28 protein-coding genes and 1 riboswitch are annotated in these 25,247 nt (G+C 57.0%); all 28 genes read left to right on the forward strand.

Annotation, left to right across the window (positions count from 1 at the left end; all coding sequences use genetic code 11):
- Position 1 precedes the first annotated feature (1 nt).
- The 28 genes from kdpC (at position 2) to BLR08_RS26085 (ending at position 25,244) form a co-directional block, all read left to right on the forward strand.
- A complete protein-coding gene (kdpC, locus tag BLR08_RS25950; protein ID WP_072337058.1) occupies positions 2-628 on the forward strand; it encodes a potassium-transporting ATPase subunit KdpC in 627 nt (208 codons plus the stop codon).
- Positions 629-656: 28 nt separating this feature from the next.
- Entirely contained in the window at positions 657-1,490 is an 834-nt protein-coding gene (locus BLR08_RS25955) for an alpha/beta fold hydrolase (RefSeq protein WP_143014465.1), read from the forward strand.
- Positions 1,487-3,826 carry a universal stress protein gene (locus BLR08_RS25960; RefSeq protein ID WP_072337064.1) on the forward strand — a complete coding sequence of 780 codons (2,340 nt, stop codon included), beginning with the start codon at positions 1,487-1,489 and terminating at the stop codon, positions 3,824-3,826. The genes BLR08_RS25955 and BLR08_RS25960 overlap by 4 nt, the downstream gene beginning before the upstream one ends.
- Positions 3,827-3,935: 109 nt before the next feature.
- Positions 3,936-5,036: a redox-regulated ATPase YchF gene (gene ychF / locus BLR08_RS25965; protein WP_072337071.1), complete on the forward strand. Its 1,101-nt coding sequence runs from the start codon at positions 3,936-3,938 to the stop codon at positions 5,034-5,036.
- A 96-nt stretch (positions 5,037-5,132) separates the two neighbouring features.
- Positions 5,133-6,212: a peptide chain release factor 1 gene (gene prfA / locus BLR08_RS25970; protein WP_072337074.1), complete on the forward strand. Its 1,080-nt coding sequence runs from the start codon at positions 5,133-5,135 to the stop codon at positions 6,210-6,212.
- Entirely contained in the window at positions 6,205-7,158 is a 954-nt protein-coding gene (gene prmC / locus BLR08_RS25975; protein ID WP_371117714.1) for a peptide chain release factor N(5)-glutamine methyltransferase, read from the forward strand. The genes prfA and prmC overlap by 8 nt, the downstream gene beginning before the upstream one ends.
- A 94-nt stretch (positions 7,159-7,252) precedes the next feature.
- Complete coding sequence (gene spoIIR, locus BLR08_RS25980) at positions 7,253-8,158, forward strand: stage II sporulation protein R (RefSeq protein WP_072337080.1); 906 nt, start codon at positions 7,253-7,255, stop codon at positions 8,156-8,158.
- Between the two features lie 42 nt (positions 8,159-8,200).
- Entirely contained in the window at positions 8,201-9,289 is a 1,089-nt protein-coding gene (locus tag BLR08_RS25985) for an L-threonylcarbamoyladenylate synthase (RefSeq protein WP_072337083.1), read from the forward strand.
- A gap of 135 nt (positions 9,290-9,424) precedes the next feature.
- On the forward strand, positions 9,425-9,988 hold the full coding sequence (locus BLR08_RS25990; protein ID WP_083537503.1) for a manganese efflux pump MntP: 564 nt from the start codon (positions 9,425-9,427) through the stop codon (positions 9,986-9,988).
- 92 nt (positions 9,989-10,080) lie between these two features.
- Positions 10,081-10,665, forward strand: coding sequence for an arsenate reductase/protein-tyrosine-phosphatase family protein (locus tag BLR08_RS25995; protein ID WP_072337085.1), 585 nt, complete (start codon positions 10,081-10,083; stop codon positions 10,663-10,665).
- Between the two features lie 207 nt (positions 10,666-10,872).
- A riboswitch (ZMP/ZTP riboswitch) is annotated at positions 10,873-10,953 on the forward strand.
- Positions 10,954-11,060: 107 nt separating this feature from the next.
- Complete coding sequence (gene rpiB / locus BLR08_RS26000) at positions 11,061-11,519, forward strand: ribose 5-phosphate isomerase B (RefSeq protein WP_072337088.1); 459 nt, start codon at positions 11,061-11,063, stop codon at positions 11,517-11,519.
- A gap of 46 nt (positions 11,520-11,565) precedes the next feature.
- Positions 11,566-12,180, forward strand: a complete 615-nt coding sequence (locus tag BLR08_RS26005; protein ID WP_072337091.1) for a TIGR01440 family protein — start codon at positions 11,566-11,568, stop codon at positions 12,178-12,180.
- A 43-nt stretch (positions 12,181-12,223) separates the two neighbouring features.
- The gene (glyA, locus tag BLR08_RS26010) at positions 12,224-13,471 is read left to right on the forward strand and encodes a serine hydroxymethyltransferase (protein WP_072337094.1); all 1,248 of its coding nucleotides are present in this window, start codon (positions 12,224-12,226) and stop codon (positions 13,469-13,471) included.
- A gap of 377 nt (positions 13,472-13,848) precedes the next feature.
- Complete coding sequence (upp, locus tag BLR08_RS26015; RefSeq protein WP_072337097.1) at positions 13,849-14,478, forward strand: uracil phosphoribosyltransferase; 630 nt, start codon at positions 13,849-13,851, stop codon at positions 14,476-14,478.
- A 33-nt stretch (positions 14,479-14,511) separates the two neighbouring features.
- On the forward strand, positions 14,512-15,654 hold the full coding sequence (gene wecB, locus BLR08_RS26020; protein WP_072337100.1) for a non-hydrolyzing UDP-N-acetylglucosamine 2-epimerase: 1,143 nt from the start codon (positions 14,512-14,514) through the stop codon (positions 15,652-15,654).
- A 315-nt stretch (positions 15,655-15,969) separates the two neighbouring features.
- Positions 15,970-16,212 (forward strand): AtpZ/AtpI family protein, encoded by a 243-nt coding sequence (locus BLR08_RS26025; RefSeq protein ID WP_072337103.1) that lies wholly within the window; start codon positions 15,970-15,972, stop codon positions 16,210-16,212.
- Positions 16,205-16,564, forward strand: coding sequence for an ATP synthase subunit I (locus BLR08_RS26030; RefSeq protein ID WP_072337106.1), 360 nt, complete (start codon positions 16,205-16,207; stop codon positions 16,562-16,564). The genes BLR08_RS26025 and BLR08_RS26030 overlap by 8 nt, the downstream gene beginning before the upstream one ends.
- A gap of 35 nt (positions 16,565-16,599) precedes the next feature.
- Positions 16,600-17,376 (forward strand): F0F1 ATP synthase subunit A, encoded by a 777-nt coding sequence (atpB, locus tag BLR08_RS26035; RefSeq protein ID WP_072337109.1) that lies wholly within the window; start codon positions 16,600-16,602, stop codon positions 17,374-17,376.
- 45 nt (positions 17,377-17,421) lie between these two features.
- The gene (gene atpE / locus BLR08_RS26040; RefSeq protein WP_025850351.1) at positions 17,422-17,637 is read left to right on the forward strand and encodes a F0F1 ATP synthase subunit C; all 216 of its coding nucleotides are present in this window, start codon (positions 17,422-17,424) and stop codon (positions 17,635-17,637) included.
- Between the two features lie 95 nt (positions 17,638-17,732).
- On the forward strand, positions 17,733-18,218 hold the full coding sequence (atpF, locus tag BLR08_RS26045) for a F0F1 ATP synthase subunit B (protein WP_072337112.1): 486 nt from the start codon (positions 17,733-17,735) through the stop codon (positions 18,216-18,218).
- A complete protein-coding gene (locus BLR08_RS26050) occupies positions 18,218-18,769 on the forward strand; it encodes a F0F1 ATP synthase subunit delta (RefSeq protein ID WP_072337115.1) in 552 nt (183 codons plus the stop codon). Before atpF ends, BLR08_RS26050 begins: the two co-directional genes overlap by 1 nt.
- A 15-nt stretch (positions 18,770-18,784) precedes the next feature.
- Complete coding sequence (atpA, locus tag BLR08_RS26055) at positions 18,785-20,302, forward strand: F0F1 ATP synthase subunit alpha (protein ID WP_072337117.1); 1,518 nt, start codon at positions 18,785-18,787, stop codon at positions 20,300-20,302.
- 150 nt (positions 20,303-20,452) lie between these two features.
- Positions 20,453-21,310 carry an ATP synthase F1 subunit gamma gene (atpG, locus tag BLR08_RS26060; protein WP_072337119.1) on the forward strand — a complete coding sequence of 286 codons (858 nt, stop codon included), beginning with the start codon at positions 20,453-20,455 and terminating at the stop codon, positions 21,308-21,310.
- A 93-nt stretch (positions 21,311-21,403) separates the two neighbouring features.
- Complete coding sequence (gene atpD, locus BLR08_RS26065) at positions 21,404-22,807, forward strand: F0F1 ATP synthase subunit beta (RefSeq protein ID WP_072337121.1); 1,404 nt, start codon at positions 21,404-21,406, stop codon at positions 22,805-22,807.
- A 76-nt stretch (positions 22,808-22,883) separates the two neighbouring features.
- Complete coding sequence (locus BLR08_RS26070; RefSeq protein ID WP_072337123.1) at positions 22,884-23,291, forward strand: F0F1 ATP synthase subunit epsilon; 408 nt, start codon at positions 22,884-22,886, stop codon at positions 23,289-23,291.
- Positions 23,292-23,584: 293 nt separating this feature from the next.
- Positions 23,585-23,950, forward strand: a complete 366-nt coding sequence (locus BLR08_RS26075; protein WP_072337125.1) for an NADH-quinone oxidoreductase subunit A — start codon at positions 23,585-23,587, stop codon at positions 23,948-23,950.
- Positions 23,935-24,453, forward strand: coding sequence for a NuoB/complex I 20 kDa subunit family protein (locus BLR08_RS26080; RefSeq protein ID WP_072337127.1), 519 nt, complete (start codon positions 23,935-23,937; stop codon positions 24,451-24,453). The genes BLR08_RS26075 and BLR08_RS26080 overlap by 16 nt, the downstream gene beginning before the upstream one ends.
- Complete coding sequence (locus BLR08_RS26085) at positions 24,450-25,244, forward strand: NADH-quinone oxidoreductase subunit C (RefSeq protein ID WP_072337129.1); 795 nt, start codon at positions 24,450-24,452, stop codon at positions 25,242-25,244. The genes BLR08_RS26080 and BLR08_RS26085 overlap by 4 nt, the downstream gene beginning before the upstream one ends.
- Positions 25,245-25,247 lie beyond the last annotated feature (3 nt).

Raw genomic sequence — 25,247 nt, forward strand, 5'->3', positions numbered from 1 at the left:
CATGCATACAACGGTTCACGAGGGGCAGGAAGAGCGCTCCGGTTACATGGGAGCGGTATCCTTATTCGGAGTTGCTTTACGGCTTGGCGTCTTATTTATCGTTCTGTGCGGCCTCGTTTATCCGCTCGTGAGCACCGGGCTTGCGCAGCTTCTATTCCCTCATCAGGCTCAGGGCAGTCTGTTGAGGGATAAGGAGGGCCATGTGATCGGCTCCGAATTGATCGGGCAATCATTCACCGACCCGAGCTATTTTCACGGACGGGTGTCGAGCATCGACTACCGGGCGGAGGCGTCGGGCTCCAACAACTACGCCCCGTCCAATCGGGATATGCTTGCGCGCACGCAAGAGTCTGTTGCCCAGTGGCGGCAGAACAACCCCGATGTGCCGATCGATCGATTGCCGGTCGCGCTCGTCACTAATTCGGGCTCGGGGCTCGACCCGCATATTACGCCGCAGTCGGCGCTGGCGCAGATGCAGCGCATCAGCAGGCTCACGGGTATTTCTGCGGCCGAACTGGAATCGCTGGTTGATGAATACACAGAGGAACGCGACCTGGGCTTGTTCGGAGAACGGCGGGTTAACGTCCTCAAGCTGAATCTGGCCTTGAACGAGAAGCTGGGAAAATAACAGGTAGGAATAAAAAGGGGTGCTTCTATTGTCAGTCGCACAGTTGAACGGCGCTTCGCTCTATTATGAGACTTATGGAAGCGGGGCTGCTATTATTTTTGTCCATGGGCATGGCTGGACTCATCGCATGTTCGCGCCGCAGTTGGATTACTTCTCGGAACGTTATCAAGTAATTGTCTGCGATCTGCGCGGCAACGGCCGGTCGGAGAAGCTGCGGCAATCGCCGGAGCGCGTGATCGATGTTCAATGCCTGGATCTGATCCTGCTTATGAATACGCTCGGCATCCGGCAAGCCGTGTTTGTCGGGATATCGCATGGCGGACTGATCGTGCAGCAGATGGCTGTGCAGTACCCGGAGCGGGTGATGGCGATGGTCATCGCCGACAGCTTCTGCCGCAGCGGAACGGCGACGATTACCGGCAAGCTGCAGGTGGCCGCGGCGCATCTGAGCTGGCTGTCCGGCTACGCCCCCGCCGAGCTGATGCTCCCTTCGCTGCGTCTTATGTACAGCCGCTGGGACTTGGCTTACCGCGAGCTCCGCAGAAATATGCGGGATCGGCGTCCGCGGGAATTGTACAGGCAGCGGCTGGCGACGAGCCGCATCGATTACTCCGAGCAATTGGCGGCTGTCCGCCAGCCGGCGCTTTGTGTCGTAGGCGATTACAGCGAATACGCCGTCCATTGTATGAAGGAAGTGGCGGCTTATTTGCCGCATGCGGAACTGATGCTGATCCCGGACGCCTGCGATCCGAGCAATTTATGCCAGCCGGAGCTGTTCAATGCGATCGTGCAGCGTTTTTTGGATGAGCAGCTGGAGAGGCGGCCATCGAACCTGCCGCGGGGGGAGAGGCTCGGAGAATGAAAGATTTCGGACGCAAGACGCCGGAGGAAATACTGGATTCCATCTCCCGGCTCCGCCGCGGCCGGTTGACTATTTTAATCGGGGCGGTCAGCGGGTCCGGCAAGACGTATCATATGCTGCGCGAAGGACACGCGCTGAAGAAGCAAGGAATCGACGTCGTTATCTGCGCGGTGTCCACCCGGCAGCGTCCGGAGACGGTGGAACAGCTTGGGGACCTGGAGCGGGTGCCAAGCATTCATTGGCAGGAACAGGGCGAGGAGAAGAAGGACCTTAATCTGGATGCGCTGATCGAGCGAAACCCCGAGGTGATGCTGGTCGATGGATTGGCTCATCGCAATCGCGAAGGGGCGCGGTTTGGGACCCGGTGGGACGACATCCGCTATTTGCTCGATTGCGGCATCAGCGTGATTACGACCGTGAACGTGTATGAGCTGGAGGGCGTGATGGCGCTGGCAAAGACGTATGCCGGCGTGAAGGCGGAGGCGACGGTTCCAGCGAATGTGCTGGAGCAAGCCGACGAAGTCCGGCTCATCGACGTGACGCCGGAAACGGTTCTCCAGCGGTATGCGGAAGGTCATGTGCGAGGCAATCCCAATCCGGCCGTGTTCGAACGGGGCAACCTGGCTGTGCTGCGGGAGCTGGCGCTTCGAGTCGTGGCGGAAGGCGTCAACGCATCGCTCGACAAGCACCGGGAAGCGGCCGGGCTTGTCGGTCCTTCGGGAGCGACCGAGCGCATTCTCGTGTCGGTCCAATACCACTGGAACGGTTCGATTTATATTCGCCGGGGACAGCAGATCGCCAAGCGGCTTGGAGGAGATATGCTCGCCGTGGCTTTCGTCAACCGGAAGAAGCCGCTGAACCGGGAGGCTGAGACGTTTAAACGGTCCATCATTAAGCTTGTGAACAAAGTGGGCGGCGAATTCGCGGAGCTGCCGTTCAATTCGCGTCATGCCCTGCCGGCCAAGCTGGTCCGCTATGCGCTTGAGCATAATGTTACCCGCATCGTGATGGGGCATTCCAAGCAATCGCGCTGGCAGGAACTATGGCAAGGCTCTATCGTAAACGATATGCTCAGAAAAACGAAAAACATCGACATTTTCCTCGTTGCCGACCGGGCCGAGCACGAAGGGGAGCGCATAATGCCGGCAAAAATCGCCGCTCCTGCCCCCGGCGAGCTGTACCGCAGGCTCAGCACGCCGGAAATGGAGCAAAAAATCGGACAAATTCGCCGAGGCAAATTCAAGGTCTACATTGGAGCGGCGCCCGGCGTAGGGAAAACGTACACGATGCTGCGGGAGGGCAATCACCTGCTGAAGAAAGGCATCGACGTCGTCGTCGGACTGCTCGAGACGCATGGGCGGCAAGAAACGGCGGATCAGAGAGAACAACTGCCGACGATCGAGCGCCGCACCGAATCCTACCGGGGGACTGAGCTGAAGGAGATGGATACGGAAGCGATCATCCGGCGCAATCCGGAGGTAGCGCTGATCGACGAGCTGGCCCATACGAATGTGCCCGGCAGCAAATACAAAAAAAGGTACGAGGACGTGCTGGAGATTCTTGCCGCCGGCATATCGGTCATCTCTACCGTCAATGTACAGCATCTGGAGAGTCTGAACGACGCCGTGGAGCAGATTACCGGCGTTCGGGTCCGAGAGACGGTTCCGGATGCTATTTTGCGTTTGGCCGACGAGGTGGAGCTGATCGACGTGGCGCCCCAGGCGCTGCAGCAGCGGATGAGAGAGGGCAAGATATACGCGATGGAAAAAGTGGATCAGGCGCTCGGCCATTTCTTTAAAACCGGCAATCTGATTGCGCTTCGCGAGCTGGCGCTGCGGGAAATCGCCGACGATGTCGACGAACGACTGGAAGCCTGGGAAAGGCGATCCTCGCTTCGCGGTCCATGGCGGAGACAGGAAATGATTTTTGTCTGCGTCAACACTGATTCGAATGCAGAGAGGCTTATTCGCCGGGGATTCCGCATCGCCTACCGGCTGAAGGCGCCGTGGGTCGCGGTTTATGTGCGTACGGAGGGACAGTCGGGCCAAGACGAGGAAGGGAGCAAGAAAGTCCGGACACTGGAGACATTGGCCCGCCGGCTCGGCGGCGAGTTCGAAATCGTGCTCGGCAGCAAGCCGAATGAGGTCGCCGGGGCGCTTCTCTCCAAGGCAAGGGAATATCGGGCGTCCCAGCTGATTATCGGGCAATCGAAAAGATCGTTGTCGAAGCGGCTTTTGCAGGGCTCTGTTGTTTCCAAGCTGCTCCGCCTGGCGCGGGACATGGATGTGCTGGTGGTGGCTCGTTACGATCCTCATGTGCGGATGGACGAGGAGTAGCCCCGTTTTAAGTAGAGTGTTGGAAGGAGGATGACATGGCAGCTGGTTTTAGGATATAATATAATGTCAGGAATGAAATATCGAGGGATTATTAAGGAGTTGTCCATAAATGGGTCTTTCTTGTGGCATCGTCGGCTTGCCGAACGTCGGCAAGTCTACATTGTTCAACGCTATTACGCAAGCCGGCGCGGAGTCGGCCAATTATCCGTTCTGTACGATAGATCCGAATGTCGGCGTCGTCGAAGTGCCCGATGAGCGCCTGGCCAAGCTGGCCGATATCGTTCAGCCCAAGAACATTGTTCCCACGGCGTTCGAGTTTGTCGATATCGCCGGACTGGTGAAGGGAGCGAGCCAGGGGGAAGGGCTCGGGAACAAGTTCCTGGCGCATATCCGTGAAGTGGATGCGATCGTGCATGTGGTGCGCTGCTTCCAGGACGAGAACATTACCCATGTGTCCGGCACGGTGGACCCGATCAGCGATATCGAGACCATTAATCTGGAGCTGATACTCGCCGACGTGGATTCGGTGGATAAGCGCATCGACCGCTCACGCAAGAATATGAAGGGCGGCGACAAGAAGTACGCGCAGGAAGTGGAATGTCTGGAGCGCATCAAGGAGGCTCTCTACAACGACAAGCCGGCGCGCAGTGTGGAGCTGAGCGAAGACGAGCGTCTGCTGATCCGCGATCTGCATCTGCTGACGATGAAGCCGGTTTTATATGCGGCCAATGTCAGCGAGGCTGAGGTAGCCGACACGGACGGCAACCCTTACGTGCAGAAGGTGCGCGAATACGCTGCGCTCGAAGGCGCGGAGGTTGTGCCTATCAGCGCGAAGGTAGAGTCGGAGATTGCCGAGCTGGAAGGCGAAGACAAGCAGATGTTTCTTGATGAGCTGGGCCTCACGGAATCGGGCCTAAACCGGCTTATTCGCGGCGCGTATAAGCTGCTCGGCTTGTACACCTACTTCACGGCTGGCGTACAGGAGGTTCGCGCCTGGACGATTCGTAAGGGGATGAAGGCCCCTCAAGCGGCAGGCGTGATCCATACGGACTTCGAACGCGGCTTTATCCGCGCCGAGGTGGTCGGTTACGAGGATTTGACCGGTTCGGGCTCGATGAACGCGGCCAAGGAGAAGGGTCTGATGAGACTCGAAGGCAAGGAGTATGTCGTGCAGGACGGCGACGTCATGCATTTCCGTTTCAACGTTTAGCCGGGCGAGCAGCCGCTTGTGCAGCGATGGAGTAGTGGAGACAGGGCGGTCGCTTGGAGCTTGAGATAAACGTGAGAAACGAAAGGATGGATGACTATGCTGGACCGATTACAGGCGTTGGCGGATCGTTACGAGAAGCTGAGCGAGCTGCTGTGCGACCCGGACGTGGCCGGAGATTCCAAAAAACTCCGGGAGTATTCCAAGGAGCAGTCCGATCTGCAGGAAACGTACGATACGTTCATGGAATACAAGAGCGTCATGGAGCAATATGAAGCCGCGCGCGCCATGCAAAACGAGAAGCTGGACGACGAGATGAAGGACCTGGTGAAGATGGAGCTTGATGAGCTCTCCGAGCGCAAGGAGGCGCTTGAGGAGCGGATCAAGGTGCTGATGATGCCCAAGGACCCTAATGACGACAAGAACGTTATCGTCGAGATTCGCGGCGCAGCCGGCGGAGATGAAGCCGCTCTGTTCGCGGCTGACCTTTACCGCATGTACACCAAGTTTGCCGATGCCCAGGGCTGGCGGACAGAGGTGCTGGATGTGAATATGAACGATCTCGGCGGCTTCAAGGAGATCATCTTTATGGTCAACGGCAAGGGCGCATACAGCAAGCTGAAATTCGAAAGCGGCGCTCACCGCGTACAGCGGATTCCGGCGACGGAGTCGGGCGGCCGTATTCATACTTCGACTTCGACGGTAGGGGTTATGCCGGAGATGGAGGATTTCGATATCGAGATTCACGATGCGGATATTCGCGTAGATACGTTCTGCTCCAGCGGCGCGGGCGGTCAGTCCGTCAATACGACGAAATCGGCCGTGCGGGTTACCCATATTCCGACCGGTATCGTGGCGACGTGTCAGGACGGGAAGTCGCAGAACTCCAATAAGGAGAAGGCGCTTCAGGTGCTTCGTGCCCGTATCTTCGACAAGATGCAGCAGGAAGAAATGGAGAAATACGGAGCCGAGCGGAAGAGCAAGGTGGGAACGGGCGACCGTTCCGAACGTATCCGCACGTACAACTATCCGCAGAGCCGGGTGACGGATCACCGGATCGGCCTGACGCTGCACCGGCTTGATGCGATTCTGAACGGCGACATGGACGAGATCATCTCGGCGCTGACGATCGCGTCGCAGACCGACCAGATGGAAAAGGGAGAATATGCCGGTGCTTGAGCGTGAAGGACGGCGCTTGACGATTAGAGAAGCCTACGCGGAGGCTTCTTCTTTTTTGCGGCAGAGCGGGGTAGGCGAGCCGGAATCTAACGCGGAGCGGCTGCTGGAGCATGTGCTGGGCGAGACGCGCAGCGGGATGCTGCTGCGCTGGGCGGAGCCGTTCCCGGCGGAGCGGGAGTCGCAGTGGCGGCAGCTGCTGGCGCGCAAGGCAGCGGGGGAGCCTGTGCAGTATATCATCGGCGAGCAGGAGTTTTACGGTCTCCCCTTCCGGGTCGGCCCGGCCGTGCTGATCCCGCGCCCGGAGACCGAGCTACTCGTGGAGGAGGTTGTCCGCCTCGGGCGGCAGCTTTGGCCGGGGGCGGATAAGGGACCTGCGAACCGCTCGGCGGCGGCGGGCGAAGAGAGGCAAGCCGCTGCGGCTGCCGGCCCGCCGGTTGTTTGCGATGTCGGCACGGGCAGCGGTGCTATCGCCGTCGTGCTTGCGGCGCAGTGCCCGGGCTGGCGGGTGCTGGGGTCCGATATATCGGCAGCCGCGTTGGAGACGGCGAAGGACAATGCGGCCCGGTTAGGGGTAGCGGACCGCATCGAATGGGCGGAGGGGGACTTGCTTCGTCCCTGGATCGAGCGGGGAGTGCGCATCGATATTCTGGTCTCCAATCCGCCATACATTCCGGAGGAGGACGAGGCGGGGCTGCAGCCGGAGGTCCGGCTGTTCGAGCCGCCCAGCGCCCTGTACGGCGGAGAGGACGGACTTGTCCTGTATAGAAGGATGATAGCCCAATTGGCCGAGCTTCCCGCTTTTCCCCGGATCGTGGCCTTCGAGGTGGGAATGGGACAGGCGGAGGTCGTTCAGGCATGGCTGCGGCAGGCGGGCGAGTGGGAGGAAGTTCGGATTATCGATGATCTTGCCGGTATTGGCCGGCATGTAATCGCATGGCATGTATAAACTCTCTCATAACCGGACACAATGAGAACTAGAGTCGCTAGAATGCAAGATTCCGGCGGCCAATGTTCTCAGGTTGAGAGGGGATGGACCCGCCATGGTCAAACGGTTCGGATGGAAACGGTATGCGTACTTGGGCTTCGCACTGCTGATGCTGCTGGTCTCTTGGGAATCCAGCCGCGCAAATGCGATGCTGTTCACGGGAGCTGCGAAGGATGCGAGCGCATCCGGCGTGATCCCGGCGGAGTCGATTCGCCTGCGTATTCTGGCTAATTCCGATTCCGCTGCCGATCAGTGGATCAAGCGCGAGGTCCGCGATGCGATTATCGAGCGGATGAACGGCTGGGTGACGGAGCTGGATACGCTGGATAAGGCCCGTGCGGTCGTTCGCGACCATCTGCCTGAGCTGGAGGCGACGGTTGGCGAGACGCTGCAGGCGAACGGTTTTGATTATGCGTACACGGTTGAGCTGGGCACGGTGCCATTCCCGACGAAGATGTACGGCAACCAAGTTTATCCGGCCGGCGATTATGAAGCGCTTCGGGTGTCGATCGGCGCCGCCGCAGGACAGAACTGGTGGTGCGTGCTGTTCCCTCCTTTATGCTTCGTTGATTCCGAGATGGTCGTGAAAAAAGAAAATAAGGCCCACGCCGCTGCGCTGGATGAAGAGGAGCAGCAGCCGGAGTCCGAGGGGCCTTCCGATAAAAAAGCAGCCGATAAGAAGGCTGATGATAAAAAGCTAGCCGGCAAGACGAATACAGATGGCGCAGCTTCTGTAAAGGAAGCCCAAGCGGCGAAGCGGGATAACGGCAAGGGTCAAGACGGTGCGGCAGCCGCCAAGCCGGGTAAAGAAAAGGTACAAGCCGGCAGCAGCACAGCAGCGGCTGGACAAGTCGAGAAACAATCGGGAGTCGCAGATACCGAAGCTGCCGCGGCAGAGAAGCCGGAGGTGCGGTTCTTCCTCTGGGATATGATTACGAAGTTCGTCTCTTGGTTTGCTTGAAGAGCGGCAGGAGCAGGGCAGGAAGGGAAGAAGCACATCGTTATGGGGGAAATGATGACAAGTGTATGGCGGGTGGATGCCGGGCATCCGAAGCCGGAGGAGCTTCAAGAAGCGGCGCAAAGGCTGCGCAGCGGCGAAACGATTGCCTTCCCTACGGAGACGGTATACGGCCTCGGAGCCGACGCGCGGAATACGGAAGCGGTCGCGGCGGTATTTGCGGCCAAAGGCCGGCCCTCCGATAATCCGTTGATCGTGCATATCGCCGACAGGTCTCTGCTGGCGGAGCTGACAGCTCCTCCGGCAGAGGCCGTTTGCCGGTTGATGGACGCCTTCTGGCCGGGGCCGCTGACGATCGTGCTGCCGGCGCTGGACGGCGTCCTGTCTCCGCTCGTGACGGCGGGGCTGCGCACCGTCGGCATCCGCATGCCGGACCACCCGGTGGCCCGGGCGCTTATCGCCGCCGCCGGTTGCCCGGTTGCGGCCCCGAGCGCGAACCGCTCCGGCCGGCCGAGCCCGACGGAGGCCGCGCATGTGCTCAGCGATCTCGCCGGGCGGATCGCGGGAGTTGTCGACGGCGGGCCGGCCGGCGTCGGCCTGGAGTCAACCGTGGTCGAGCTGCGCGGCGACACGCTGTATGTGCTGCGCCCCGGCGGGATCACCGGGGCTGAGCTGAAGCGCGCGCTGCCTGCGGGCGTGCGCCTGCAGGAGGCGGTGGAAGCGCCCACCGCCACAGAGACCCCGCGGGCGCCGGGCATGAAATATGCCCACTACGCCCCGCGGGGCAGCCTGACGATCGTGCTGGGCGCCGATCGGAGCGTTGTGCTCGCGCGCATGAGCCGCGAGTTGGAGGAGGCCCGCGCCCGCGGCGAGCGGACGGGCGCGCTGCTGTTTGGCGCCGCGGACGGCCTCGCCGCCGCAGGCCCCTTGGCCGCCGCCGCCGATCATATCGCCGTCTGCGGCGGCGTGGGTGAACTGAGCGCCGCCGCCAGGGAGCTGTACGGCGCGCTGCGCTCCTTCGACGATGCGGAGGCCTCGTTCATCGTCGCCGAAGGCTGCAGCGAGGACGGCATCGGCGCTGCGATCATGAACCGCTTGCGTAAAGCCGCATCCGGGCAGGTCATCACAAGCTAGCATGCCGGGCGCGCCGCGGCTAATAGCCCGTTTCGCTTGCGTGGCGGTCAAGCCGGAGCGAAGAAGGGAATGCAGACATGTTTCTACCTTGTCCCGCATAGGTTGGTTAGGAGTGGGACAGGGAGGTAGTGAGGCATGGATATGGCGGCACCGGTGTTATGGGGGCAGATCATCTCGATCGGGCTGCTGGCTATGGCGCTCGGATTGGATGCCTTGTCGCTCGGACTGGGCATCGGGATGAGAGGAATACGCAAGCTGGACATCATGAAGATCAGCTTGACCATCGCCCTATTTCATGTGCTGATGCCGCTGGCCGGCATCTGGATGGGCGGCTATCTCAGCATGCTGTTAGGGAAAATAGCGACGGTCTGCGGGGGAATCCTGCTGCTGCTGCTTGGCGGGCATATGGTGTACAACACGCTGCGGAAAACCGAATCCGGCGGGTACGACCACCGCTCCTTTTGGGGGATGCTGTTGTTTGCTTTCAGCGTCAGCGTCGATTCTTTCTCGGTTGGCGTATCCCTCGGGATGTTCGCCGGGGATATATGGCTGACCGTGCTGATGTTTGGCGTGGCGGGCGGGCTGATGTCCGTGCTCGGTCTTCTGCTGGGCAGACATGTGGGCAACTGGGTCGGAGAATACGGGGAGGCGCTCGGCGGCGTCATATTGGGCGCCTTCGGCATTCATTTTCTGCTGTGAGCCGGGACAGATATCCATATTCGGAAGCATCTTGAGGTACAATAGAAACAAGCGCCGCCTCAAACCGGCGTGAAGAAAGAGGGGGAGAATCGATGAAACGGATTTTGTTCGTGTGTACAGGCAATACTTGCCGCAGTCCGATGGCGGAAGGCTTGATGCGCAGCATCGCGGACAGGAGCGGATTGACCGGTCTGGAGGTACGCTCGGCAGGTGTGGCGGCCTACCAGGGCACGCCGATCTCCGATCATGCCGCCTCCGTGCTTCAAGCAAAGGGCTGCGAGCCTTCCGCAGGCTCCATGCTGCTGTCTCAGCATCTGATCGAATGGTCGGATCTTGTGCTGACGATGACCTCGAGCCATAAGCGCCACACCATTCAGCTGTATCCTTCCGCCGTCGAGAAGGTGTATACGCTCAAGGAATATGTAAACGCCGATCCGGAAGGCGAGCGCAGACGGGCCGAATGGGAAAGCCTGCTCAGCGAGCTCCAGCTCAAGCAGGCGCTCGGCGAGCCGATCTCCGAGGAGGAGCGCCGCCGGCTGGCAGCCTTGGAGCAGCAGCAGTCCTCTCCCGATATCGCCGATCCGTACGGCGGCTCGATCCGGGAATACCGCCGCTGCGCCGACGAGATAGAGCGCTGCTTGCTGCTGTTAGCCGATAAGCTGAAGCGGGAAGGCTAGGACCGATCTTCCCCGCTTCTTGAGCATAGCCATATGCCGTGCTGAGCCGTCCGGATTGAAGTCCGAACGGTTTTTTTGTTAACACGCGTAAACACTCGGTTCAGCCGGGACGACGGCTGGTTCCTGTCGCTCGCCGTCTGAAAGCGCACTGAAAAACTTGGGCTTTACACTCCCAGCGTAATCGGCTATGATGAGCTTAACTAGAACAAGACCCGATGTAACTGGCGACAAGTGGAACCAACCACAATGGAGCATCGGGACATACGGCCGGTCGCCTGGGCAAAGAGCAGCATTACGCGGGATTCCCTGCGTGTGTCATGCTCTTTTTTCGTTTTTTGCCGTCGCGGTTTTGGGTTATAATGAAATCGACAATAGCGAGGAGGCGAAACAATTTTATGAAAATTGCAATGGGTGCGGATCACGCGGGCTACCGGCTGAAGGATGAACTGAAGCCGTTTATCGAATCGCTCGGCCATGAGGTCGTCGATTATGGCTGCAACTGTGCGGAGTCGGTCGATTATCCCGATTACGCGCTGACGGTCTGTGAGAAGGTCGTAGCCGGGGAAGCCGACAAAGGGATTCTGATCTGCGGCACAGGGATCGGCATGACGATCGCTGCCAATAAAGTTCCGGGTATCCGCTGCGCGCTTGTGGGCGATCTGTTCTCGGCCAAAGCAACGCGTGAGCATAACGATTCGAACGTGCTGTCGCTTGGCGAACGCGTCGTCGGGCCGGGTGTGGCTCAAGAGATCGTGAAAATTTGGCTGGAAACGGAATTCTCGAATGGAGAGCGTCATCTGAACCGTATAGGCAAAGTAAAGGCGCTGGAAGATAAATACGCGATTCATCCGTAACGGGCGGCCATAAGGCTTTAGCCGCTGAAGTGAAGGAGGAGAGCTTATGAAGGAACATCCTGTGTCCGGCGGCGAGCCTGCCGCTGTGGATGCCCAGCTGATCCGCGAGCGGGTGCAGACGATGCTGCGCGAGCTGGCTTCGGCCGGCAAGCTGGAGCACGGGCAGCTGCTCGTGATCGGCACGAGCACAAGCGAGGTACTGGGCCGCCACATCGGAACCTCGGGCAGCGAGCAGGTGGCTGCGGCAATCTTCGAAGCGGTGGAAGCGGTTCGGAGCGAGTACGGCTTCTACCCGGTCTATCAATGCTGCGAGCACTTGAACCGCGCTCTCGTACTGGAGCAAGATGCGATGCGGCGGTATAACCTGGAGCAGGTCAGTGTCGTGCCGGTGCCGAAGGCTGGCGGTTCGATGGCCGCCTATGCGTACAAGCATCTGCCGGATGCCGTAGTAGTCGAGACGGTGCAGGCGCATGCGGGCATCGACATCGGAGGCACGCTCATCGGCATGCATCTGAAGCGGGTAGCGGTGCCGTTCAAGCCTTCCGTCCGGCAGATCGGCGAAGCGTATGTGCAGGCGGCGCTCACGCGTCCCAAGCTGATCGGCGGTGCGCGGGCCGTTTATACGGCGGAGCAGCATCAGCCCCCCGGCAGCTGCGATTAAGCATATAGGGACTCTATCATTTATATATCAGGAGGAATCTACCATGGACTTTTTACGTAAGCAGGATCCGAAAATCGTCGAAGCAATGAACCTTGAGCTGGGCCGTCAACGCGACAATATCGAGCTGATCGCATCCGAAAACTTCGTCAGCCAGGCTGTCCTCGAAGCGATGGGTACCGTACTGACCAATAAATATGCGGAAGGCTACCCGGGAAGACGCTACTATGGCGGCTGCGAACATGTCGATATCGTCGAGGATATCGCGCGCGACCGGGCCAAGGAGCTGTTCGGAGCTGAGCATGCCAACGTGCAGCCGCATTCCGGCGCTCAAGCCAATATGGCCGTTTACCTGGCTGCCCTGAAGCCGGGCGATACGGTGCTGGGGATGAACCTGGCTCACGGCGGACATCTGTCCCACGGGAGTCCGGTGAACGCTTCGGGTATTTTGTACAACTTCGTCGCGTATGGCGTTACGGAGAACGAAGGCGTGATCGATTACGAAGACCTTCGCAAAGCGGCATTTAAGCATAGGCCGCGCCTGATCGTCGCCGGGGCAAGCGCGTACTCCCGCACGATCGACTTCGAAGCCATCGGCAAAATCGCCAATGACGTGGGCGCTTTGTTCATGGTCGATATGGCGCATATCGCCGGTCTTGTCGCCGCAGGCTTGCACCCGAACCCGGTGCCTCACGCTCATTTCGTTACGACGACGACTCACAAGACGCTCCGCGGGCCTCGCGGCGGTATGATTTTGTGCCGCAAGCCGTGGGCTGCCGCTATCGATAAAGCCGTCTTCCCGGGTACGCAAGGCGGACCGCTGATGCACATCATCGCGGCCAAAGCCGTAGCGCTGGGCGAAGCCCTGCAGCCGGAGTTCAAGACATATGCCCAGAATGTGGTGAAAAACGCCAAGGCATTGGCCGAGGGACTGCTTGCCGAAGGAATCAACCTGGTGTCCGGCGGCACGGACAACCATCTGATGCTGATCGATCTTCGCAGCTTGAATATTACAGGTAAAGAAGCTGAGCATCTGCTGGATGAGGTAGGCGTTACCGTGAATAAAAATGCGATTCCTTACGACCCGGCCAAGCCGATGGTTACAAGCGGCATCCGCGTCGGCACGCCGGCGGCTACCGCTCGCGGCATGAATGAGGAAGCGATGAAAACGATCGCCCAGATCATCGCGCTCACGCTGAAAAATCCTTCCGATGAGGCGGTTCTGGACAAAGTGCGCAAAATGGTCAAAGACTTGACGGCGCAGTACCCGCTGTATCCGGGTCTTGGCTATTAATTTTCGAAGTTTGCTCTGGCACACCGGCGTTCGCACCCGCGAAATGCCGGTGTTTTTTGATGCGTGCGGGAGACTAATTGTTCCACGTGGATCAAATGGGAACATTGTATGTATATTTTTTGATGCGGCTGGGATAAGACGTTTCAATTGTGGTATAATAGTCAGGATTTGGCGTAAATTGCGCCTCCGCTTCATGGACATGCTGTGTGTCGTACGGTCATGGAGGAATTGACAGGCCGTTAGCCGCGTCTGCCCGGATACATAGGCGGCGTGCTCCCTAAGCCGGCATCAAGGACCTCTCTGATCAATTATGCAGTCTGGCGTCGGGAGGCCCGGCCATACTATCATTTATATTCAGTCTTACAGGGGGACCATGCATGGGAAAAGTGTTTGTTTGCGATCATCCGCTTATCCAACACAAATTAACGTACATACGAGATGAACATACCACTACGAAAGACTTTCGCGAGCTCGTAGATGAAGTGGCGACGCTTATGGCCTATGAAATTACCCGCGATATCCCGCTGCAGAAGGTGGAAGTCCGGACGCCGGTGACAACTGCGGAGTGCAGTGTTATCTCCGGTCGCATGCTGGGCTTGATCCCTATTCTGCGGGCGGGTCTTGGCATGGTGGACGGCATATTGAAGCTGGTCCCGGCGGCCAAGGTCGGTCACATCGGTCTGTACCGCGATCCGCAGACGCTGGAGCCCGTCGAATACTACGCCAAGCTGCCGACCGATGTGCAGGAGCGAGAGCTGATCGTCATCGACCCGATGCTGGCGACAGGGGGTTCAGCCAATGCAGCGATCGCTGCGCTGAAAAATCGCGGCTGTACGCAGATGAAGCTGATGTGCCTGATCGCTGCGCCGGAGGGTGTGGAGGCTGTTCAGACTGCGCATCCCGATGTAGATATCTATGTCGCAGCCATCGATGATTACCTCGACGATCACGGTTATATCGTGCCTGGGCTCGGCGACGCGGGAGACCGCTTATTCGGTACGAAATAAGAGAGGGCAAGGAAGGGAGCAGGAGTGGAAGCTATGGCGAAGACAAAGATCATGACCATTTTCGGGACAAGGCCCGAAGCGATCAAAATGGCCCCATTGGTAAAGCAATTGGAGAAGCATCCGAATGAAATCGAGTCGCTGGTATGCGTAACGGCTCAGCACCGGCAGATGCTGGACCAGGTGCTTGATATTTTCCGGATCAAGCCTGACTACGATCTGGACGTGATGAAGGACCGCCAGACGTTGAACGAAATTACGATCCGCGTTCTGCAGGGGCTCGACCCGATATTCCGCGAAGAGAAGCCGGACATGATTCTCGTACACGGAGATACGCTGACAACCTTCCTGGCCAGCTATGCGGCCTTTATGCAGCAGATCCAGGTCGGACACGTGGAAGCGGGATTGCGGACCTGGAACAAGCTGTCTCCGTTCCCGGAAGAGATGAACCGGCAGCTGACAGGGGTTTTGGCTGATCTGCACTTTGCTCCGACCGGTTGGTCGGCGGGCAACCTCCGCAAGGAAAACAAGCCGGAGGAGCGGATTTACACCACCGGCAACACGGTTACCGATGTGTTCCAATATACGGTACGCGAAAACTTCCAGCATCCGCTGCTGGACTGGGCACAGGGCAAGCGTCTCGTCCTTATGACGGCTCATCGCCGCGAATCGCAGGGCGAGCCTCACCGGCAAATCTTCCGTGCGGTCCGCCGGCTGGCTGACGAGTTTGAGGATATTGCGATCGTGTATCCCGTCCATCTGAGTCCGGCGGTAAGAGAGCCCGCACACGAGCTGCTCGGAGGCCATGACCGGATCAAGCTGGTTGAGCCGTTCGACGCATCCGAGTTCCATAATTTCTACCCTCATACGCATCTGATCCTGACGGACTCCGGCGGCTTGCAGGAGGAAGCGCCGTCTTTCGGCGTTCCGGTCCTCGTTCTTCGGGAGACGACAGAGCGTCCGGAAGGCATCGAGGCGGGGACACTGGAACTGGTCGGCACCGATGAGAACCATGTGTATGAGAGAGCCAGGGCCTTGCTCAGCGACGCCGCTCTGCATGAGCGGATGAGCCGTGCGGCTAATCCGTACGGAGACGGAAGAGCGTCCGAAAGAATCGTCGACGCGATTCTTTATCACTTCGGACACCGCAGTGAAAGACCGCAAGCTTTTCAACCGTGACAATCTGATGACAAACGATACAGCATACAGTTGCACTGTTTGGTTTGAAGAACGCTGAATCCTTGATATATCTAGGTTTTTGTGATTTTTCTCATAGAAAAAATGCCAGCTTCTACAATTGACAAAGAACGCATGGCTTAGATAAAATATACTAGGATTGCGGTTTCAGTCGAAAAGTAGGGCTGTGCGTCTTGTCAGGATCAAGCAGACCAACTACGGCAGCTGTAGACGGAGCCGGCATGCAGGGCGGACGTATGTCCGCAGACTGCGGCGGCGGAAGTCAATGATAACGGTTGCGGCTGAGAAGGATGGATTATGAGTCGGCAAAATTCCAATGACAATCCATGGCGTGCCGCAGCGCTGGTCAGCGCGCTCGGCGTTGATATCGTCTTGTGTACGGCTATCGGTTATTTCGTAGGGAAATGGATCGGATCGCAGTCGGACGCTTCGCAGTCCTGGGTGATCGGGGGCGTAATGGTCGGGTTTGCAGTCGGCATCGTGACGTCTGTACTGGTTGTCAAAACGTTCCTGGAGGACAAACCATCGAAACATGAATAACCAGCTGAAGCTTCTTGTTCGCATTACCTTGATCGGTATAGCCGCCCTGCTGCTTGTCTGGGCATTTTTGCCTGCCTACCGCACGCATGTATCGGGACTGGCTCTTGGCATGATCGTCAGTCTGATCAACGCCTGGCTTCTTCTGATGAAGATCGAGGCGGTATCGAACCAGCCCCATTCGCAGGAAAGAAAGCGTATCAATATCGGGACGCTCTCTCGGATGTGCATGGCGCTCATAGCCGTTATGATAGCCGTGAAAATGCCGCAGTTTGACCTCGTTTTCACGATTATCGGATTATTTTTCATCCAAATGGCAACACTCCTGATGGGTTTACTTTTTATTAAAAAATAAATCATGTAATTCTTGGAAAGGAGGAGACTATTTAGATGCATAAATTTCCGGTGTGGCAGATTGGCGGATTACAAATCGACCTGTCCACATTTTTGACAATCATCATAGCGTGTCTTATCGTGTTCATCTTGGCGCGCTTGTCCGTTCGCAACCTGTCAGTAAACAATCCGTCGAAGCTTCAAAACTTCATGGAATGGGTTGTCGAGTTCGTGCAAGGGATTATTGCCAGTGCGATGCCTCTAGACCGTGTCAAGCCGTTTGTTTCGCTCGGCATGACGATCATCATGTTCATCTTTGTGTCCAACCTGCTCGGATTGCCGTTCGGTCTTGTGTTAACTTTCACACAGCCAGTAGACTTGCTCGGGTATCCGCTGATCACGCAGGAGATGATCAACAGTGCACACGGCGGTCACGGGGTGGAAGTTGCCTTCTGGAAATCCCCGACGGCGGACGTATCCGTTACCTTCGGTTTGGCGGTTATTGTCTTCATTCTGACGCACTACCTGGGTCTGAAGGTTAACACCAAGCATTACCTGAAACATTACTTTGAGCCGTTCTGGTTCTTCCTGCCGCTGAACCTCATCAAAGAAATATCGAAGCCGCTTACGCTCGGTTTGCGTTTGTACGCGAACATTTTTGCGGGCGAGGTGCTGATTGCGACGATTTTGATGGCGGGCATCTTCGGTACGCCTTTGCTGATCGCATGGCAGGGCTTCAGTATTTTCGTAGGCGCGATCCAAGCGTTCCTGTTCACCATTCTTACCATGGTTTACATCAAGCAGGCTTCTGTGCATGAAGAAGAAAGCCACTAGTAGGAAACCTACAATAAAACCCATATTTTGAGGAGGATTTTAACAATGGAATTTTTGGCAGCAGCTTTGGCAATCGGTTTGGGCGCACTGGGCGCAGGTATCGGTAACGGTCTGATCGTCAGCAAAACAGTCGAAGGTATCGCTCGTCAGCCTGAGCTTCGCGGTACATTGCAAACTACTATGTTTATCGGTGTCGGTATCGTCGAGGTTGTGCCAATCATCGGTGTCGTACTCGGCTTCCTGATCTTCTTCGGTGCTTAATTCCATCACAACAGGTTTGGCGCGGAAGGCCTGAGCCATCCACGCCTTCGTTTTGCCTACATTGACCGAAAGGAGTTGCATGGATAGTGGCAGGAATGGGTTGGCATTGGGAATCGTTTGTGTTTGCCATCGTGGCATTTCTAGTTCTGTATTTGCTTCTCAACAAATATGCGTTCGGGCCGTTGTTCGGTATTATGGAAGAGCGCAGACGTCTGCTGGCTGAGCAGGTTTCGAAAACCGAGCAAGATCGCCTTGCGGCTGAGAAGCTGCTCGCGGAGCAGAAGCAAGCTATGCAAGATGTGCGTAAGGACGCTCAAGAAATTCTGGAGCAAGCGCGCACGATGAGCAATAAGCAAAGTCAAGATATCCTCGTACAGGCGAAAGAGGAAGCGGTTCGCTTGAAGGATGAAGCTCTTCGGGATATTGAGAACGAGAAGAACAAGGCTGTCGCCAGCTTGAAATCTCAAGTCAGCGCGATGTCGGTTCTGATCGCTTCCAAGATTATCGAGAAGCAGGTCGACGAGAAATCGCAAGAGCAGTTGGTTGAACACTACCTGAAAGAAGTAGGGGGCAACCAATAATGAGCAAGGATACGGTAGTAGCCAAACGGTACGCTAGAGCCTTGTTCGAAATTGCACAAGAACAAAACCGGGTGGCGCAGTTTGAAGAAGAGCTGAACGCTTTCTTGTCTGCTCTGCGGCAAAATGCAGACTTCAACAAGCTGATCGTTCATCCGGGCCTCACTGTGAGCGCGAAGCAGGAGCTGCTCTCGAACGTGTTCGGCGGGCAGCTGTCGGATACGGTGCTGAACACGCTCCAATTGCTGGTGGCAAACGGACGGGAAGAGCTGCTGGAGTCGCTCGTCGGGTACTATGCCGCGATTGCCGGCGAAGCGCTTGGTCAAGCGAAAGCGATCGTTTACACGCCGTTCGCTTTGTCCGAAGCCGACGAGAAGCAGATCGCCAGCACCTTCTCGACATTGACGAGCAAACAAATCCGTGTGGAATCGGTTATCGATAAAAGCTTGCTTGGCGGTATTCAAATCCGCGTCGGCGACCGTCTGTATGACGGAAGCTTGTCCGGCAAGCTGAAGCGTTTGGAAAAAGCCTTGAATCAATCACAAGCACTGTAGATAGGGGTGAGACGTTTGAGTATCAAGCCTGAAGAAATCAGCACATTGATTAAACAGCAGATTGAAAATTATAAATCGGAAATTCAAGTGGTTGACGTAGGTACAGTTATTCAGGTCGGTGACGGTATCGCCCGCGCGCACGGTCTGGAGAACGTTATGGCCGGCGAACTTCTGGAATTCCCGAACGGCGTACTCGGTCACGCCTTCAACCTGGACGAAAGCAACGTCGGTATCGTTATTCTCGGTCCATATACGGATATCCGCGAAGGCGACCAAGTCAAACGTACGGGCCGCATCATGGAGGTTCCGGTTGGCGAAGAACTCCTCGGCCGCGTCGTAAACGCTTTGGGTCAGCCGGTCGATGGCAGAGGCCCGATCAATACGACTGCGTTTCGCCCTGTTGAGTCCCCGGCGCCTGGCGTTATGGCCCGTAAATCGGTTCATGAGCCTATGCAAACCGGTATCAAAGCGATCGACGCGATGATTCCTATCGGCCGCGGTCAGCGGGAGCTGATCATCGGCGACCGTCAAACAGGTAAAACCGCGATCGCGATCGACACGATCATCAACCAAAAAGGCAATGGCGTAAAATGTATCTATGTCGCTATCGGTCAAAAGCAGTCGACTGTTGTCGGCGTGGTCGAGCAGCTGCGTAAAGCAGGCGCGCTGGATTACACGATCGTCGTAACCGCTTCGGCTTCCGAGCCGTCCCCGATGCTGTGGCTGGCTCCATATGCAGGCTGCGCAATGGGCGAATACTTTATGTACAAGGGCGAGCACGTACTGATCGTTTATGACGATCTGTCAAAGCAAGCTGCTGCTTACCGCGAAATGTCCCTGTTGCTCCGTCGTCCTCCGGGCCGCGAAGCTTATCCGGGCGACGTCTTCTACCTGCACTCCCGTCTTCTTGAGCGTGCGGCGAAGCTGAGCGACGAGCTTGGTGGTGGTTCATTAACCGCGCTGCCGTTCATTGAAACACAAGCGGGCGACGTATCCGCCTACATCCCGACCAACGTAATCTCGATTACGGACGGTCAGATCTTCCTGGAGGCCGATCTGTTCTATTCCGGTCAACGTCCGGCGGTTAACGTCGGTATCTCCGTATCCCGGGTAGGTAGCTCCGCTCAAACGAAAGCGATGAAGAAGGTTGCCGGTACGCTCCGCGTAGACTTGGCTCAATACCGCGAGCTCGCGGCATTCGCCCAGTTCGGCTCCGACCTCGACAAAGCGACGCAAACTCGTCTGAACCGCGGTGTGCGTACGCTCGAAATCTTGAAGCAAGGCGTGAACCAGCCGCTCTCCCTAGAGCGTCAAGTCGCTTCCTTGTACACGGTTGTCAAGGGTCACCTCGACGATCTTCCTGTACAGGACGTTCTTCGCTTCGAAGCGGAGTTCCTTAGCTATCTCGACTCGAGCCGTCCTGAGATTTTGGGAAGCATCCGCGACACGAACGATATTACGGCGGATAACGATAAAGCATTGTCCGAAGCTATCCAACAATTCAAGAAGGGCTTCGCCCGTTCTGAATCATAGGGTTTAAGCCGGGCTTCTCTGAAACGGGCGAAGCTCGGACAGCTTCACTTGAGCTTGTGATCTGGCTTTCCCTCCGTACGCGGACAGAGGCGACAACGCCATGCGGCCGGCCTTGCAGACGGGAAGCCTCGGAAAGAGAGGTGAGCAAGTATGGCAAAAGGAATGCGCGAAATTAAGCGTCAAATCAAGTCGATTCAGAGCACGAAGCAAATCACCAAAGCGGTGGAAATGGTTGCGGCGGCGAATCTTCGCCGCGCTCAGGCTGCCGCCGAGGCCGCAAGGCCTTATGCGGATAAGCTGAAGGAAGTCGTGGCGAGCATCGCAGCGGGCACCAAGGGCGTTAAGCATTCGATGCTGCAAAACCGCGAGGTGAAGAAAACCGGTTATCTGGTCATTACCTCCGACCGCGGTCTTGCCGGCGGCTACAACGCTAACGTGCTGCGTAAAGTGGTGAACGAAATTCGCGAGAAGCACAAGTCGACGAGCGAATATACGATTTTCGTAATCGGACGCAAGGGACAAAACTTCTTCAGCAAACGCGGCATGCCGATAGCGGAGGAAGTAACCGGTCTGCCGGATGCCGTTCAATTCTCGGATATTAAGACGATCGCCGCCAAGGCGGTTAAATATTTCGAGGACGGATCGTATGACCAACTGTTCCTCGTCTACAATCAGTTCAAGAACGCGATTACTCAAATCCCGACGATCAAGCGTCTTCTCCCGCTGGAGGACGTGACCGGAGCGACCGCCGCGGCTTATGAGTATGAGCCGTCTCCGGAGGGCGTGCTGGAAGTACTGCTTCCGAAGTACGCGGAGACGTTGATTTACAGCGCCGTGCTGGAAGGCAAAGCAAGCGAGTTCGGTGCGAAGATGACGGCGATGAACAGTGCGACCAAAAATGCGACGAAGATGATCAGCTCTTACACGCTCGCCTACAACCGTGCGCGTCAAGCTGCGATCACGCAGGAAATTTCCGAAATCGTCGCTGGTGCGAACGCCAGCAGTTAAGTCACAGCAAGGGTTTGGGTTTCGGTTGAACGGAACTTGGAATATAGGCTTAAGATGCAGTTTCGTGCGAACGAAACTTGGAGGAGGGAAAACATGAGCAAGGGGCGCGTTGTGAATATCACAGGGCCGGTCGTCGACATCGAGTTCGAGCGTGGACACCTCCCTGAGATTCTTAATGCAATTAAGATTGAAAGTAAAGGCCAAGCCGGCCACGCGGATATCAACCTGACGGTTGAAGCTGCCGTTCACTTGGGCGATAACATGGTCCGCTGCGTAGCAATGTCTTCCACGGACGGTCTGGTCCGCGGTGTGGAAGCCGTTGATACGGGTGCTCCGATCAGCGTACCGGTAGGTCCGGCTACGCTCGGCCGCGTGTTCAACGTACTGGGCGATCCGATCGACGGGATCGAAGAAGTGGATCGTTCGATTTCGAATCCGATCCACAGAGGGGCTCCTACGTTCGAGAACTTGTCCACGAAAGCGGAAATTCTTGAAACCGGGATTAAAGTTATCGACCTGATGGCGCCATACGTGAAGGGCGGAAAAATCGGTCTGTTCGGCGGTGCGGGCGTAGGTAAAACCGTAACGATGCAAGAGCTGATTCATAACATCGCTCACAATCACGGCGGTATCTCCGTATTTGCCGGCGTAGGCGAGCGTACTCGTGAAGGAAACGACTTGTACCACGAGATGAAGGATTCCGGCGTTATCTCGAAAACGGCGATGGTATTCGGACAAATGAACGAGCCGCCAGGCGCGCGTCTGCGCGTAGCTCTGTCGGGTCTGACGATGGCCGAGTACTTCCGTGACGAAGAAGGCCGCGACGTTCTTCTGTTTATCGACAACATCTTCCGCTTCACCCAAGCGGGCTCCGAGGTTTCGGCCTTGCTCGGCCGTATGCCTTCCGCGGTAGGTTACCAGCCTACGCTGGCAACAGAGATGGGTCAATTGCAAGAGCGTATCACATCGACGAAGAAGGGTTCCGTTACGTCCATCCAAGCGATCTACGTTCCTGCGGATGACTACACCGACCCGGCTCCTGCTACGGCGTTTGCTCACTTGGATGCAACGACGAACCTGGAGCGCAGCATCGCGGCTGCCGGTATCTTCCCTGCCGTTGACCCGCTGGCTTCTTCTTCCCGGATTCTGACGCCGGAAATTCTCGGCGAAGAGCACTACCAGGTCGCTCAAGGCGTTAAGCAAATTCTGCAGCGCTACAAAGAGCTTCTCGATATCATCGCGATTCTGGGTATGGACGAGTTGTCTGATGAAGATAAGCTGGTCGTACACCGTGCGCGTCGTCTTCGTCTGTTCTTGTCCCAGCCGCTTCACGTGGCTGAAGCGTTCAACGGTATTCCTGGACTGTCCGTACCGGTTAAGGAAACGGTCCGCAGCTTCAAAGAAATTCTGGAAGGCAAGCATGACAGCATTCCGGAGCCGGCGTTCCACAACGTGGGCACGATTGAAGATGCCATCGAGAAAGCGAAGACGCTGTAATTCGCGGTTGACCGTTAAATCAGGTCCTCCTCTAATTGGAGGAGGACATTACTAGGTACACAGGAGGGGAATCCAAGTGAGCACATTTCTATTGGAAATCGTAACCCCTGAGCGCAAGGTATATGCCGAGGAAGCGAACATGATCATCGCCACCGGTATCGAAGGGGAGCTTGGAATTCTGCCGAATCACATTCCGCTTGTCACTCCGCTTAGAATCGCACCGATTACTGTGAAGAAGCAAGGCTCGAAAGACGTTATTATCGCGGTAAACGGCGGTTTTATGGAAGTGCGTAAGGATAAGGTGGTTATATTGGCGGAAAGCGCCGAGCTGCCGGAGCAAATTGACGTTGATCGGGCAAAAGCGGCCAAGGACCGCGCCGAGCAGCGCCTCAAAAACGCCAAGCAAGAGAAAGTCGACGCTTACCGTGCCGAGTTGGCATTGAAGCGGGCGATCAATCGAATCGGCGTATCCGGTAGAAAATAAATACCGTTGTCGGAGACGAGGGAGTTACTCCCTCGTTTTTTGCATGTCTGGCTATCTTACTTCGCCCGTCTTCCCTCGCTTCTTCCACGTTTCTGGGAGTCACGGGTCTAAGAATTAAGCGTTTCCACTCAGGTTTTTTATATGGAAAGTGTTAGACACCCCCTGGGCCTTTTGGTATAATTGGGAAGGTGTATGTAAACAATTTTATTGGAAACGGAAAGTAAAGTCTGGCAGTGAAAGCAAGCAGAAGCTCTCGTACGATCAATGTTGCATAAGGAGGCGGTTCGTTCGCGATGTACATGAACAATTACGTAGTCGTAACGATTTTTCTCTTCTTGGGCGTGTTGCTTCCTATAGCAGCGCTTACAATCGGACGGTTGCTGCGTCCGCACAAGCCGGTTGAAGAAAAGTACACGACTTATGAAAGCGGTAACGAACCCGTAGGAGAAGGGCAAGTTCGGTTTAACATCCGTTATTACTTGTTTGCCCTGATGTTCGTTATCTTTGATGTGGAAACTGTATTCCTGTATCCGTGGGCCGTTGCTTACAAGCAATTGGGCTTGTTTGCGCTTGTGGAGATGTGCATATTCGTATCGCTGCTCATCATAGGCTTGCTTTATGCCTGGAAGAAGAAGGTGCTGCAATGGACCTCAATTTAGAGAACATCACGCCCGAAGAACGTCAAGAGATGGAACGCACGGTCTTCATGACCACCCTGGAGCAGGTAAAAGCATGGGCCCGCAGCAACTCCCTGTGGCCGCTAACCTTTGGTCTCGCCTGTTGCGCGATCGAAATGATGGGCACAGGCGGGTCCCACTATGACCTGGACCGGTTCGGCGTTATATTTCGTACATCGCCCCGTCAATCTGATGTGATGATCGTGGCGGGTACGGTGACGAAGAAGATGGCGCCGCTGCTGCGGCGTCTGTATGAGCAGATGCCCGAGCCCAAGTGGGTGATTGCGATGGGCTCCTGTGCGACCGCCGGCGGCCCTTACGTCAAATCGTATGCCGTCGTGAAGGGAGTGGACCAGATCGTGCCTGTGGACGTGTATATTCCGGGCTGTCCTCCTAATCCTGCCGCGCTGATCTACGGCATCAACAAGCTGCAGGAGAAAATCCGCTACGAAGCGAAAACCGGTAAGCAGGTGACCAATCGATGACCGATGATTCAAAGCTGGACAAAACGGCCGGCGGGCCGGCACCTGACGACAAGCCTGCGGCTGACAATAAGCCTGCGGCAGACGCCCCGTCAACGGAAGTAAAGGAAGCATCAGCTACACCTGAAGCTGAGAAAGCGCCTTCGGCCAAGCCGGCAGCTGGGGAAGAGGGCGCTGCTCCTGCTCCGGCAAGAGCCGCTTTGACCGATGAGGAGAAGGAAGCGAAGGCGAAGGCGGCCGCAGAGGCGCGTGCCGCAAGAGCCAAGGAGCGCGCCGCCAAGGCGGAAGCGGAGGCTGCGGATACTCCGAAGGAGCCGTCGCCGAATCAGCCTTTGCTGGACCGCTTGGTTGCGCTGCTGCAGGAGATACCGGGCGAGCCCGTCCAGGAGGCCTTTATCAATGAGAAGGGCGGACATCTCCCCTGTTTGTCCATTAAGCCCGAGACTTGGCCTGCCACAGCGGAGATGCTCAGAACGCATCCTGAGCTGCGGCTGAACTATTTGCGCAACGTTTCGGGTACGGATATGGAGACCCATATGGAGGTCGTCTACCATCTGATCTCGCTGGAGACGAAGCGGGAGTACTGCGTGAAGGTCAAGACAAGCCGCGAGACTCCGTCCGTTCCTTCCGTCACATCCGTTTGGCCGACAGCCAACTGGAATGAGCGGGAAATATATGATCTGCTCGGCATTGATTTCCCGGGACATCCCGACTTGCGCCGCATCATGATGGCTGATGACTGGGTGGGCCATCCGCTGCGCAAAGACTATGAGCCGCTCGACCCGGAGGTGTAGGAT

This window comes from Paenibacillus sp. cl123 (assembly GCF_900101595.1).
Taxonomy (GTDB): Bacteria; Bacillota; Bacilli; order Paenibacillales; family NBRC-103111; genus Paenibacillus_G.

Coding starts and splice junctions, on each gene's coding strand:
- kdpC (WP_072337058.1), top strand. CDS start 2: ATGCATACAACGGTTCACGAGGGGCAGGAAGAGCGCTCCGGTTACATG.
- BLR08_RS25960 (WP_072337064.1), top strand. CDS start 1,487: ATGAAAGATTTCGGACGCAAGACGCCGGAGGAAATACTGGATTCCATC.
- ychF (WP_072337071.1), top strand. CDS start 3,936: ATGGGTCTTTCTTGTGGCATCGTCGGCTTGCCGAACGTCGGCAAGTCT.
- prfA (WP_072337074.1), top strand. CDS start 5,133: ATGCTGGACCGATTACAGGCGTTGGCGGATCGTTACGAGAAGCTGAGC.
- spoIIR (WP_072337080.1), top strand. CDS start 7,253: ATGGTCAAACGGTTCGGATGGAAACGGTATGCGTACTTGGGCTTCGCA.
- BLR08_RS25985 (WP_072337083.1), top strand. CDS start 8,201: ATGGGGGAAATGATGACAAGTGTATGGCGGGTGGATGCCGGGCATCCG.
- BLR08_RS25990 (WP_083537503.1), top strand. CDS start 9,425: ATGGATATGGCGGCACCGGTGTTATGGGGGCAGATCATCTCGATCGGG.
- BLR08_RS25995 (WP_072337085.1), top strand. CDS start 10,081: ATGAAACGGATTTTGTTCGTGTGTACAGGCAATACTTGCCGCAGTCCG.
- rpiB (WP_072337088.1), top strand. CDS start 11,061: ATGAAAATTGCAATGGGTGCGGATCACGCGGGCTACCGGCTGAAGGAT.
- BLR08_RS26005 (WP_072337091.1), top strand. CDS start 11,566: ATGAAGGAACATCCTGTGTCCGGCGGCGAGCCTGCCGCTGTGGATGCC.
- glyA (WP_072337094.1), top strand. CDS start 12,224: ATGGACTTTTTACGTAAGCAGGATCCGAAAATCGTCGAAGCAATGAAC.
- upp (WP_072337097.1), top strand. CDS start 13,849: ATGGGAAAAGTGTTTGTTTGCGATCATCCGCTTATCCAACACAAATTA.
- wecB (WP_072337100.1), top strand. CDS start 14,512: ATGGCGAAGACAAAGATCATGACCATTTTCGGGACAAGGCCCGAAGCG.
- BLR08_RS26025 (WP_072337103.1), top strand. CDS start 15,970: ATGAGTCGGCAAAATTCCAATGACAATCCATGGCGTGCCGCAGCGCTG.
- BLR08_RS26030 (WP_072337106.1), top strand. CDS start 16,205: ATGAATAACCAGCTGAAGCTTCTTGTTCGCATTACCTTGATCGGTATA.
- atpB (WP_072337109.1), top strand. CDS start 16,600: ATGCATAAATTTCCGGTGTGGCAGATTGGCGGATTACAAATCGACCTG.
- atpE (WP_025850351.1), top strand. CDS start 17,422: ATGGAATTTTTGGCAGCAGCTTTGGCAATCGGTTTGGGCGCACTGGGC.
- atpF (WP_072337112.1), top strand. CDS start 17,733: ATGGGTTGGCATTGGGAATCGTTTGTGTTTGCCATCGTGGCATTTCTA.
- BLR08_RS26050 (WP_072337115.1), top strand. CDS start 18,218: ATGAGCAAGGATACGGTAGTAGCCAAACGGTACGCTAGAGCCTTGTTC.
- atpG (WP_072337119.1), top strand. CDS start 20,453: ATGGCAAAAGGAATGCGCGAAATTAAGCGTCAAATCAAGTCGATTCAG.
- atpD (WP_072337121.1), top strand. CDS start 21,404: ATGAGCAAGGGGCGCGTTGTGAATATCACAGGGCCGGTCGTCGACATC.
- BLR08_RS26075 (WP_072337125.1), top strand. CDS start 23,585: ATGTACATGAACAATTACGTAGTCGTAACGATTTTTCTCTTCTTGGGC.
- BLR08_RS26080 (WP_072337127.1), top strand. CDS start 23,935: ATGGACCTCAATTTAGAGAACATCACGCCCGAAGAACGTCAAGAGATG.
- BLR08_RS26085 (WP_072337129.1), top strand. CDS start 24,450: ATGACCGATGATTCAAAGCTGGACAAAACGGCCGGCGGGCCGGCACCT.